Origin of the sequence: Brevibacterium sp. CFH 10365, assembly GCF_009299785.1 — a bacterium.
Taxonomy (GTDB): Bacteria; Actinomycetota; Actinomycetes; order Actinomycetales; family Brevibacteriaceae; genus Brevibacterium; species Brevibacterium limosum.
Genome location: NZ_VIGO01000004.1, coordinates 204780 through 216878 on the forward strand (window position 1 = coordinate 204780; position 12099 = coordinate 216878).

9 protein-coding genes are annotated in these 12099 nt (G+C 64.7%); 4 read left to right on the top strand and 5 right to left on the bottom strand.

The features are described from left to right. The first annotated feature begins 335 nt into the window (after window positions 1-335). Complete coding sequence (locus FHG09_RS09555; protein WP_193627340.1) at window positions 336-4037, top strand: choice-of-anchor G family protein; 3702 nt, start codon at window positions 336-338, stop codon at window positions 4035-4037. A gap of 159 nt (window positions 4038-4196) precedes the next feature. Here FHG09_RS09555 and FHG09_RS09560 read toward each other — a convergent pair whose 3' ends face one another. After that, the gene (locus FHG09_RS09560) at window positions 4197-5726 is read right to left on the bottom strand and encodes a deoxyguanosinetriphosphate triphosphohydrolase family protein (RefSeq protein ID WP_152347423.1); all 1530 of its coding nucleotides are present in this window, start codon (window positions 5724-5726) and stop codon (window positions 4197-4199) included. A gap of 118 nt (window positions 5727-5844) precedes the next feature. On the opposite strand from FHG09_RS09560, the gene FHG09_RS09565 reads away from it, so the two are divergent. Then, a complete protein-coding gene (locus tag FHG09_RS09565) occupies window positions 5845-6387 on the top strand; it encodes an STM3941 family protein (RefSeq protein ID WP_152347424.1) in 543 nt (180 codons plus the stop codon). Window positions 6388-6451: 64 nt separating this feature from the next. Further along, entirely contained in the window at window positions 6452-6670 is a 219-nt protein-coding gene (locus FHG09_RS09570; protein WP_227492668.1) for a hypothetical protein, read from the top strand. A gap of 118 nt (window positions 6671-6788) precedes the next feature. Here the strand turns inward: FHG09_RS09570 and FHG09_RS09575 are convergent, their stop codons facing one another. From FHG09_RS09575 to FHG09_RS20370, 4 genes are all read right to left on the bottom strand, one after another. Then, window positions 6789-8591 carry a thiamine pyrophosphate-requiring protein gene (locus tag FHG09_RS09575; protein ID WP_152347425.1) on the bottom strand — a complete coding sequence of 601 codons (1803 nt, stop codon included), beginning with the start codon at window positions 8589-8591 and terminating at the stop codon, window positions 6789-6791. Between the two features lie 217 nt (window positions 8592-8808). Beyond that, the gene (locus tag FHG09_RS09580; RefSeq protein WP_152347426.1) at window positions 8809-9498 is read right to left on the bottom strand and encodes a peptidyl-tRNA hydrolase; all 690 of its coding nucleotides are present in this window, start codon (window positions 9496-9498) and stop codon (window positions 8809-8811) included. A gap of 42 nt (window positions 9499-9540) precedes the next feature. Next, window positions 9541-10683, bottom strand: coding sequence for a glutathione-independent formaldehyde dehydrogenase (locus FHG09_RS09585; RefSeq protein WP_152347427.1), 1143 nt, complete (start codon window positions 10681-10683; stop codon window positions 9541-9543). Then, entirely contained in the window at window positions 10680-10967 is a 288-nt protein-coding gene (locus FHG09_RS20370) for a heme-binding protein (RefSeq protein WP_152347428.1), read from the bottom strand. The genes FHG09_RS09585 and FHG09_RS20370 overlap by 4 nt, the downstream gene beginning before the upstream one ends. A 47-nt stretch (window positions 10968-11014) precedes the next feature. On the opposite strand from FHG09_RS20370, the gene FHG09_RS09595 reads away from it, so the two are divergent. Continuing rightward, complete coding sequence (locus FHG09_RS09595) at window positions 11015-12088, top strand: alpha/beta hydrolase fold domain-containing protein (protein WP_227492670.1); 1074 nt, start codon at window positions 11015-11017, stop codon at window positions 12086-12088. Window positions 12089-12099 lie beyond the last annotated feature (11 nt).

The following is a 12099-nucleotide window of genomic DNA, read 5'->3' on the forward strand; positions in this document are numbered from 1 at the left end:
ACTCGACTATGGCCGTGACATTATTTGAGCCGTAAGATTCGCATAGAGTCCATAAGCCCACCGCCTGGGCGTTTATTGGCTGAGGCACGCACGATGCCGACCTCGACAGAAAACCACAACGGCCTCTCGGATCTACCTGAGCGTAACTATAACGACGAGGTAACTTTTCTTGTGATTCACTGATTACTTTTTCATTACTCCGTAATGTTGTGAGGGATCTGCCAGGAAACTGCCCGTTTCCGTCCAGGCCGTGCTTGGAAATGATCAGGATCCGAACGATGTGGAGAACCATGAGAATACTGAGAGGCCGGCCCGGAACCGGTCGAAAGTTTGCAGTGGGCACAGTCGCCGCCGCCTCGGCGCTCGCGCTGACTGCAATGACAGTGTCCCCGGCGGCTGCCGCCGGCCGACCCGATGACGGGCCGCAGCAAGACGCCGAAGCCTGGGGTCAGCTGATACAGTCCGAGCTCCTCGGCGGACAGCTCGCCGACGTGGCCTCGGCCTACAGCAGTTCGCCTGCGAACTCTGATGCCGTGAGCACTCCGCTGGACATCGAAGCCCTGAATGCGCTCAGGGTCGATCTGGGCGAAGGCGTTTCGCTACCTCTGGTCAGCGGACCGAGCGGGGCTGGGCTGCTCGACCTAGGTGATGCCGGCGCATTGAACGCCTACGGGCACGCACCTTCGTACGAAGGTGCCAAGGCCAGTGCCGGCGCACTCGGAACAGACGGGGCGCTCAATCTCGACCCCGATAACCCCGGCGAATTCGGCAACGCGAAGCTCAATCTCACTGACCTCCTCGATCAGGTCAATGTCGATGCACTCACCGACGACATAGTCGATGATCTCTCCCTCGAGCTCGGAGCACTGGGTTCAACGGCAGAGTCGACCGATGGCAAGACTTACGACTCGAAGTATGTTCTTGCCGACGCAAAGATGAACCTCTCGAGTCCGCTCCTCGGGGATATATCCACAGGTCTCGATGACACCATCGGTGATGTTGGGACGACCGTCGACGATGTGCTGGGTGAAGACGGCACCGCGACTTCGCTCTTGAGCAATATCGATTTCGGCACTGACGTTGCCGGCAACCTTTTGAACGTAGATGTCAAGAGCGGAACGATCGCTGTCAGCGGCCTCGACGCAGCACTCGACGGCATCAGCGACAAAATCATTGCCGAACCTTTGGTCGATGACAATAAGATCGTTTCGATCAATCTCAAAGACGGCACTGTTGCAGTCGATATCGAGAAAGCTGCTGGATCAAAAGGACTGAACGGCCTCGATCCCAATACTGAGCTGCTCAACGACGATGTGATCAACGCGATTACTGCGGCCGTGTCCAATGCGTTGGGCAAGGTCGCTGGCAAGGTGACCGACAGTCTCGCGACTGCGTTCAACAGCACCAAGGTCACAATGGATCTCGAAGCGAATTTGAAAGTTGCCAACCTCAGTGCAGTCGGCGTAAACATCGACGTCGACGGCACGCTCGGTCAACTCGTCGGGACCGATGATTCAGCACCGACACTCAAGATCACGGCCGACGGGCTGGTGGGATCGCTCCTGACGGCCCTCCTCCGCACATTGGGCATCGACATCAACCAACTCGCGAATGAGTTGGCACTTCCGCTCATCAAGGACGTCGGCAGTGAGATCGGTGGGCTCCTCGATCTCGCCGGTCCGAGCCTCGAATCCACGGTGAAGACTTTTGTCGACCCAGTTGTCACCGGATTGAACGGCGTTTTCAAAGCGGTCAACGAAAATGTGGTGAACATAGTCATCAACGAGCAGTCGCCAAATCCAAATGCCGCAGCTCGGGCACCAGAGACTAGCGAGGTACCCGGTGATAACGGACCAGGATTTACGGTCAACGCGCTGAGTCTGGAACTGCTTCCTACAGCTGACGCTGTCGACATCAACCTCGCTTCGTCCTCGGTTCGCGCAACCGCCGATGCTCCCGATGAGCCCGGCGATGACGATACGAACACCAACGCCGCCGCTTCGGCAGCAGCGTCGGCGACGGCCGATGACGATGGCAACGAGGCAGCTCAGGCAGCTTCGGAGGCCGCAGCCATGGCCGATGAGTCGACGACAGCTTCTGCCGAGGCTGACGCCACTGCTGAAGCCGCAGCAGAGAAGGCTGCTACTGCTGACGCTTCGACGACCGCGTCGAGCGATGCGACAACTGACCCGAACGCATCGTCGACGACCGCTTCCCAGGCAGCGGCCAACGCCGACAACTCGAGCAACACGAACGCAGACTCGTCCGCTGCAGCCAACGCCAACCCGGCGGCGGCCGCAGCTGTAGCCTCGAATGCCGATTCCTCGGCGACAGCTTCGGTAAATGCCGCAGCGAATGCCGATGGCGGTCAAGAAAGCACTGCTACGCAGGATGCAGACACTGCAGCTGAGGCAGATGCAAACGTGAACGCAGCGGCTTCGGCATCGGCATCTGCCGACGCAGACGTCGATGGCGATCCCGCCGCTCAGGCAGCTGCTCAGGCAGCAGCCGACAACGATGCGAATTCCACGGAAACCGCAGCTGCCGATGCAACGGCCGAAGCGGCCGCTCAGGCAGCAGCCAACGAGGAAGCTTCCACCGATACGACTGCGGATGTCTCTTCGGACCCGAACGCCTCGGCACAGCAGGCAGCCAACGCTGCTGCCAACGCCGACAACTCGAGTTCGACGAACGCTGAAGGCTCGTCGGCAACCAACGCCAACGCTTCGGCTGCGGCCAGCGCGGCAGCGACCGCTGACTCTTCGTCCGAGGCCTCGGCAGCCGCCGCAGCCGACGCCGATGATTCCGTGATCGCGGATGCCAGCAACGACACCACGGCGAATGCGAATGCTACGGCCTCGGCCGCCGCATCCGCTCAAGCCGACGTGGATGCCGATCCTGCCGCCCAGGCAGCTGCTCAGGCAGCCGCTGATGAAGATGCCAACAACACGGCATCGGCCGCAGCCGACGAGAACGCCGAGGCAGCAGCAGCCTCCGCCGCAAACGAAGAAGCCACCGCACAGGCTTCGACGGACGCGACCACGGAGACCAATGCAGCTGCTCAGACTGCTGCTACCGCAACCGCCGACAGCAACGATAATGATTCGGCCAACGCTGACACCACTGCTGCTCAGAATGCCAACGCATCTGCAGCAGCTTCGGCAGCAGCCAACGCTGATTCTTCGTCTGAAGCCTCGGCTCAGGCCGCGGCCGATGCTGACGGCAACGACGACGGAGCCGCAGCTAACGCAGCTGCTGATCCCGATGCAGCTGACGAAGCTGACGCCAATGTGAACGCTGCCGCTTCGGCCTCGGCTTCGGCCAATGCCGATGACAACGGCAACGCGGTCGCCGAGGCAGCCGCTCAGGCAGCAGCCGACAACGATGCCAACAACACGGCATCGGCAGCAGCGAACGAGAACGCCGNCAACAACACGGCATCGGCAGCAGCGAACGAGAACGCCGAAGCAGCCGCCGAGTCCGCCGCCAACGAAGAGGCCTCCTCGGAGACCTCGGCGGACGCGACCTCGGACCCGAACGCCTCGGCACAGCAGGCAGCCAACGTCGCCGCGAACGCCGACAACGAGGATGCGACGAACGCACAGGCATCGGCCGCAGCCAACGCCAACGCCGGTGCCGCCGCTTCGGCCGCATCGACGGCGGACTCCTCCTCCGAGGCTTCCGCTGCGGCAGCGGCAGACGGTGCAGAGGCTGACGCAGCCGCTGAAGGCGCAGAGGCGAACGCCTCGGCCGACGGCGACGAAGCCAACGCTTCGTCGGCAGACGATGCAAATGAGGCATCGGCTGATTCGGACGAGTCCGCATCGGCCAACGCCGGATCGTCGGCCAACGCCGGATCCGCGGCCAATGCCTCGGCCGGTTCGAGCACCAACGCCTCGGGCAGCAGCGATGGCGGAGACCTGCCGCGGACGGGTGCCGATGGCATCCCGGCCATGGTCGGATTCGCCGCACTGCTCCTCGCCGGCGGTGCCGCAGCGGTGTGGGCAACCCGCCGCTACCGCGCCGGCAAGCACTGAGGTCCACCGGAGCTCAGCGTTCGGGCACAAACCCGAACGCTGAGTCCGGCCCGACCCACCAGCTGAGCAGCGAACGCTGAACACCGCAAACGGCGGGATCGAAGAGAGATCTTCGATCCCGCCGTTCGTCATTCACCAGCGCGGCTCAGCCAGCAAGTTCTACAACCCGCGCCCGGCCTCCCACGGCTCTTCCGAAGCACCGGTGATCAGAGCATTGACCGACATCGCCTGCGCATCGGTGAACGCGGCGATATAGTCCACGACCGCCCGCGCCCGGCCCCGGCGCACGACCGCCGCCGCGCCCTCCTCCCCCAGCGCCGCAGGATTGCGCGCATAGAGGTCCGAATACTCCTGCGTGGCCGCCTCAACGGAATCAACGAGGCGGCGCGGAATCCGCGTCGCCTCATCCGGGTCGAGCAGCCACTCATGGAACCCCTCGACCAGGGACGCGATGATCCTCGTCTGCCCACGCTGGTACACGGCCAGGTCAGACCGTTCGAGCACGAACCGCGAATGCACGAACTTCAGCACCACGACATCGTGCCAAGCCTCCTGACTCAGTCGCACATGACCGCTACGGATATGCGGCTCCGGGTCGACGACGATGGACGCCTGCAGTCGGTCGATCCACCGCCGCGTGAACCCGGTGACCGCCCGATCCGCCTCCAGTCCCCCGTCGTAGGGGACCCCGAGCAGCCCTTCGACCAGATCCCGATTGACCCGCTCCACCGAGGCACGGAACGCCGCCTCCGATGCGATCCACGGATCCTTCTCCCCGATGTGCCGCCGAATCGCTTCGAGCGCATGCCCGGGCCGTCGCCGATCCAACTCCGCGGAATCGAGCGCAGCCAACTCCCGGCAGTCACGCAGCCATCGCCCGAGTTCGGCCGACACAGCCGTGTACTGCAGCACATTCGACCGGTAGAAATCGTCGAGGTCATGCACCGCATAGGCGATATCGTCGGCGACATCCATGACCGCACATTCGAGCGTCTGCTGATAGCGCCCGATCGCCGGGAACACCGACAGCACATCGGCCATCTCATCGACCTCGGTGACATAGGCAGAGAACTTCATCGCTCCCTCACCCACCTCGTTGCCGACACCGCGCGGCATCCGCTCCGCCGACGGAGCCTGATCCCCGCTCCACTCCCCGCGCTCCCACGGATACTTCAGCACCGCGGCCCGCACTGCCCGCGTGAGGTTGAGACCGCGCGCCGTGGCCTCACAGCTGTCGAGCGCGGTGAGGATCCGAAACGTCTGCGCATTGCCCTCGAATCCGTCATCGAGGCGCAGCACCTGCCGCGACACCCGGTCGAGCTCCTTCTCGCCGAGGTGGCCGAACGGCGGATGCCCCAGATCGTGGGCGGCCGCTGCCGCCTGCACGACCACCGGATCACACCCGCCGAGGCGGTCCACGAGTTCACGCGTGCGTTCGTCGGAATAGTTCAACGTGATCGCGATCGACCGGGCCACCGCGGAGACCTTGAGCGAATGCGTCAGCCGGTTGTGGATGACGGTGCCGGACCCGGCCTGCGGGATGACCTGGGTGACCGAGGCCAGGCGGGAGAAGAACGGGGAGAATCGGATCCGTTCGATATCGACGCGGAACTCGTCCTCTCCGGGACGGGCCTCCTCGGCGACGTTGCGATCGCGACCGCCCTCGGTATGCAGCTTGAGTCGTTCCATCTCACCAGACTACCGAGTCCTGTCCTCCGAGACCGGGATCAGTCTGCGGGCGAGGTCGCGTTAGGCTGAGGCGTTCAGCCGAAACCGGCGCCCAATGATCTCAGGAGAACCTCCCAGCATGAGCACCCAGCAGCAGTCCATCGAAAACTGGGCGGCCGCGCTCAACAACGGCGATGCCGTGTCCTTCGGATTCTCCAAGGGGAAGACGGTGCTGCTTCTCATCGCCTCGGTGATCTTCGTCCTCGTCGGTCTGGCGATGGGGCTGGGCGGAAGCCTGATCTGGGCCATCGTCGGCTGGGTCGCCGTCGTCTTCTTCCTCTGGGGCGTCGTCGTGATGATCCGCCGCCTCTTCGCGGGCCGGCCGGCGTTGACGGTCACTCCTGCCGGGGTGGAGATGAAGACCGCCAAGGCCGGGCTCATCCCGTGGTCGCAGATCCTCGACATCCACGGTGCCAAGCAGAACAGCAACGTCTTCATCGAGTTCGACATCACCGACGCCGAGGCGGATCGCCAGTCGGCGGCCGGCCTCGGTGTCGCTCAGATGACCGACGATGAAGGTCACTCGCGGAAGGTGCTCTGGGCGCCGAACGGACTCGCTGCGAACAAGGCCGCTCTGTGCCTGTGGCTCGAGGAGGAACGACAGGCACGCGCAACGGCCTGAGAGGCTCGACGGCCGCACCTCCACCCCCGAACGGGATGCTTGAGAGTCACATCACAGTGGCGTAATGTCAGAAGCCCAACAGGAGGTGGTCACGATGACCGGAGTCAATGAGGATTTCTACCAGCCAGCGACCCAACCTGGCGACATCATCGAAGTCGAGGACGAAGAGACCGGCGAGATGGTCAAACACATCATCTACCTCGACGAATTCGGCAACGGCACGAAGACGCGGCCGCTGACCGAAGAAGAGCTCGCAGACCTCGACGAGACATCCGAGGGCTGAACCCGAACCAGCGCTCACTCAGCGCAACTGCGACCGCGGACACCGGATCACCGGTGTCCGCGGTCGTGGTTCAGGAGGCCTGCTGCACCGCGTGATGGAGCAGCTCGACGAGCCGTCATCAGTCATCCGAAGTCAGACCCATGCGCGCGAACAGCCGTGCGGCGGTGGCGCGAGAGCTCTGCTTGACCACCTGCCCGAGCTCAGGGTCCCCGCCCAGCAGCGATTCCGCTAGGCCTTTGGCCTGTGCGAAGGCGATGTGGGCCGGCAGCGGCGGCGTGTTGCGGTCGCAGCGGACGTCGAGGACGACCGGCCGGTCGGCGGCGAATGCCTGGTCGAAGGCCGCGTCTATGTCCTCCGGGTCGTCGACGGCGATACCTCTGAGTCCGAGCAGCTCCGCGTAGCCCGCGTAGTCCATCGACTCGACCAGCTGGGCCGTGTCCCACCTGGGGTCCCCGGCCTCCCGCATCTCCCAGGACACCTGGTTGAGGTCGCCGTTGTTGATGACGAGGACGACGAAGGTGGAGTTCGACCATTCCCGCCAGTGGCGTTTGACGGTGAGCAGACCGTTCATGCCCATCATCTGGAAGGCTCCGTCGCCGATGGTGCACACCACCGGGCGATCGGGATGCGCGAACTTGCCGGCCAGCGCATAGGGCATCGCGGCGAGCATCGAGGCCATCCGACCCGAGAGGTTGCCCATCTGGTTCGGTCCCAGTTCGATGTGGAAGCCGTACCAGTCGGCCGTGCTCCCGGCGTCGCAGGTGATGATCGCGTTCTCGGGCAGACGTTCGTTGAGAGAGACGAAGACGCGGCGGGGGTTGATCGGATCGGCTTCGGTCTGCGCGACCCGCGTGTTCTCCTTCGTCCAGTCCCGGTTCTCCTCGGCGATCTTCTCCTGCCACTCGGTCTCATGCTGGGTCAGGAGCGGCTGCAGGGCCGCCAGAGTGGTCTTCGCATCTCCCCACAGGTTGACTTCGGTGGGATAGCGGATGCCCAGGTGACGCGGAGAGAGATCGATCTGCACGGCCCGGGCCTGCCCGGTCGGCGGCAAGAACTCGCCATAGGGGTAGTTCGTGCCGACCATGAGCAGGGTGTCGCATTTCTGCATCATGTCGTAGCTCGGCCGCGATCCCAGCAGTCCCAGCTGCTGAGTGTGGTATCCGACGTCTCCCGGCACCACCTGCTTGCCCAGGAGGGTGGTGATGACACCGGCACCGAGGCGCTCGGCGACGCTGATGACCTCATCGGTCGCCCCGATCGCGCCCTGCCCGACGAGCATGGCGACCTTCTGTCCGCTGTTGAGGACTTCGGCCGCGCGGGCGAGCGCGTCGTCGTCGGGTCGCAGGCGGTCCTCGGCGTAGCCGATGCCGGTGCGGGAGACGAAATGCTCGACCGCGGGTTCTTCCATGTCCATGGTCTGCACGTCGGCGGGGAGGACGACGACGGCCGGTCCGCGGTAGGCCTTGGCCATGCGCACGGCTTTGTCGACGACGAGCTGGGCGTGCATCGGGGTGGTCACGGTCTGCACGAACACGGCCGCGTCGGCGAAGAGGCGTTCGAGGTTGATCTCCTGTTGGAATTCAGAGTTCAGCGACACCCGCGCCTGTTGGCCGACGATGGCGACAACGGGCGCGTTGTCGCCTTTGGCGTCGTAGAGGCCGTTCATGAGGTGGATGGCTCCGGGGCCCGAAGTCGACACGCACACGCCCACGTCTCCGGTGAACTTCGCGTGCGCGGTGGCCATGAACGAGGCTTCCTCCTCATGGGTGGGGCGCACATAGGTGAAGTCCTTGCCCTCGTCCTGCGCTCGTCCCATGGCTCCGTCGAAGCCGCCGATGCCGTCGCCGGGGTATCCGTACCAGTGGTGCAGATCCCAGGCGATGAGTCGATCGATGATGAAGTCGCTGACGGACGTCGCCATGTGGGTTCTCCTCAGAAAGTCTCAGGTCTCGGATGTGCCGCAGCCCACCTGATGTCAGGTGGCCCAGCCTGGCCCTCCAGGCTTGTCCTCGCCACTGCACCTGTCAAGACCTAGACGCGCCGACTTCCAGGCCTCACTGACCATCGCCGCGGCGTCAGGACGGGCGGGAATCGGCGAAGGCACGTCGCGAGAGATCATCGTCTCGGCAGCTGCAGCCTCACCATGAGGCGCGCACGGTCTCCGTGGGTCCGTCGACTTCGGTGAACCCGGCGTCGACGACGCTGACCTGCTGCTCGTTCGCCACCCACGCGGCCTTCGTCGCAGTCTGCACGCGCAGACTGAATCCGGACTCTCTCCAGCGGTTCCTCACGTCGTCGGGCATCTGCTCGAACGCCAGCTGCGCGGCGTGTCCGCATTGGGCGGCGGCCTTCCCGGTCGTCAGCGTCAGCTCGGGTGACAGCTCGATCGTCACGACCGCCTCGGCGGCGGGGACCGAGGATCCACCCTCATCGGGGAACTCGGTGCCGCCCACCTGCAGCTTCTTCAGCTCGTGCGGCAGCGGTTCGACGGGGCCGGGTTCGAACACGAACGCCTCAGCGGGGGCGAAATCATCCGTGCCGCCGTGGGTCACACCCACACAGCCGAGGGCACGGGCGTCGTCGAGCTTCTTCCCATCACCGCGGCGCACGACCTTGCGGATGGCTCCGTCGCGCCAGTCCTCGACGGCGTCGTGCCACTCACCGCCCTCCTGGGCACGCGGGTCGTCGAGGAATGCCACGACGGCTCGAGCGGTGGCCTCGAGGACATCGATGTGGCGGGCGATGGCGGTCTTCGACCGGCGCACGACGATCGGCAGTGACCATGGGACTTCGTGGTCGGTTTCGTGTCGGCGCATGTGCTCGGTCATAGAGTCGATCCTAGCCGTGCATCACCGGGTCCTGTATCGATATCAGCCCCGGCCGGGGTGCAGCAGAACCTTCGAATAGCCTTCTTCGCGTTTGTCGAATTTCGCGTATGCATCCGGAGCATCGGACAGCGGCAGCTCCTGAGAGACGACGAAGCCCGGCTCCGCCCGTCCTGCGATGATGAGATCGCGCAGCTGATGTGCATAACGCTTGGCATCGGCCTGTCCGGTGCCGATCGACTGCCCCTTCTCAAACAGCCGGCCGATCTTGACCAGCAGCTCGCCCTTTGCCGAATGCTCGTCAGGAGCGCCCGGATCCGAGGGCAGGTACAGACCGACGACGCCGATGCCGCCGGTGTGACGGACCGTGCCGACGAGCTGGTTGAGCACTGTGGCCGGCTGCTCCTCACCGTCGGCCGCCGTCGCCTGATAGCCCACGGCGTCGATTCCGCGATCGACCCCATAGTCGCCGAGGGCGTCGGTGATCCTTTCGACCGGGTCGCCGTCGTCGAAGTTGATCGGCTCAGCTCCGATGCTCTTGACGAGGTCCAGGCGGCTGGGCACGTGATCGACCGAGAAGACCCGGCTCGCCCCCTTGAGAAGGGCAGAGTAGGCGGCCATCATGCCCACCGGTCCAGCACCGTAGACGGCGACGGTCTCACCGGGTCGCACTCCCGCCAGCTCCGTCGCATGGTAGCCGGTGGGGAAGATATCGGCGAGCAGTGAGAATTCCTTCTCGTGCTCGTCTCCCGGCGGCAGCGGCACACAGTTGAAATCAGCGAACGGCACACGCAGATATTCGGCCTGACCGCCGCCGTAGGGTCCCATGCCGACGTAGCCGTAGGCGCCACCGGCGGTTCCCGGCTCGTTGACCGTCAGGCAGAACGCCGACTTTCCGGCACGGCAGTTGTCGCAGAACCCGCAGGCCACATTGAATGGCAGAACGACGCGGTCGCCCTTCTTCACCGTGGCCACACCCGAGCCGACCTCCTCGACGATGCCCATGTTCTCATGCCCGAAAGTGATTCCCGGCTGAGCATCCGTGCGCCCTTCGTACATGTGCAGATCCGAACCGCAGATCGCTGCGGTGGTGATGCGCACGAGCACATCTGTCGGATCCTGGATCTTCGCGTCTTCGACGTCTTCGACCGCGACCTCGCGCGGTCCCTTGTAGACGACTGCCTTCATCGGACATTCACCTCCGTGGCCGCCTCAGCGACGGCTTCGTCGTTGTCGACGGTTGGTCCGCTCACTCCTACGGCCCCGGCGACCCCGCCGTCGGGCAGTGCGAACGGAATACCGCCTGAACGCCATTGTGGACCTGCCTCCCGGTCGGACGGAAGCCCCCTCAGCCGGCTGCCCGGGCACCCGATCTTCTCCCACCGCGAAGGATCCTGCGGGTAGGGTGTAATCAGCAGTGAGATGCACGCTGCGGCAGGGGCAGTCGTCGACACGAACACTGTGAACGGCACGCCTGCTCAAGGCATTCGAGAGAGTTGAAGTCGTGACGGAGGGGTCTATGAAATTCGTCGGGGAGGCAGCCGCTGGAGCGACATGCACTGCGATTCCCGCAGACATCCTCGCCGGAATGTCTGACCAGATGCGGGCCGTGCTCGACCTCCAGGCCGCCCGCGCCGCCGAATGTGCCCAAGCAGGACAGCGGGCAGTGAAGGACGACATGGATGCCGAGACGGCACGTCTGACGGCGAAACGTGCCGAATACTGTGCCGAACGCTCCTACTGGAACGAAGGCGGCCCCACGATGGACCGCACCGATGACGGGCACATCCGCGCCGCCGGCGTCGACGTTCCGATCCGTATTGACCGGCCCCTCGCCGAGGCGGTTCTGCCCGGGATCGTGTTCCTCCACGGAGGCGGGTTCACCGTCGGCGATCTCGACACCCATGACCGGATCATGCGGGTGCTCGCCGAGGCGAGCGGAAGTGCCGTCATCGGTGTGGACTATTCGCTCTCCCCCGAGGTGAAGTTCCCGCAGGCACTCCACGAATGCGCGGGCATCATCGACCACCTGGCCGTGCACGGCGACGACTTCGGCATCGACGGTGCCCGCTTGGCCGTCGCCGGCGACTCGGCCGGGGCCGGACTGACTCTGGGCACCGCCCTGCTGCTGCGCGACGAGCCCGCCGCCATCGGAGCACTGCCCTCGTCCTTCTCGTCCCTGCGCGCTCTCATCTCCGTCTACGGCAGTCACGGACTGGTCGACTCCGCCAGCCGAAGACTCTTCGGCGGGGAGTGGGACGGCATGGGCGCCAACGACCTCAACAACTTCAGGGACGATTACTTCGCCGTCCCCGAGGACGAACAGTCGCCGTTCGCATCCCATCTCACCGCTGATCTGTCCGGTCTGCCTCCGGTGTTCGTCGCGGCCGCCGGGCTCGACCCGCTGCGTGATGACAGCCGCGCCTTGACCAGGACGCTGCAACGGGCAGGCAACGATGTCGAGTTCGAGGAGTACCCGCATGTGCTCCACTCCTTCCTCCACTTCGGCCGCCTCGTCGATGAAACCAACGAGGTGCTGGCCAGCGCGGCTGGCTTCGCAGCGAAACGCCTCCGCCGACGGGCACAGAGGTAAGAGGACAGGCG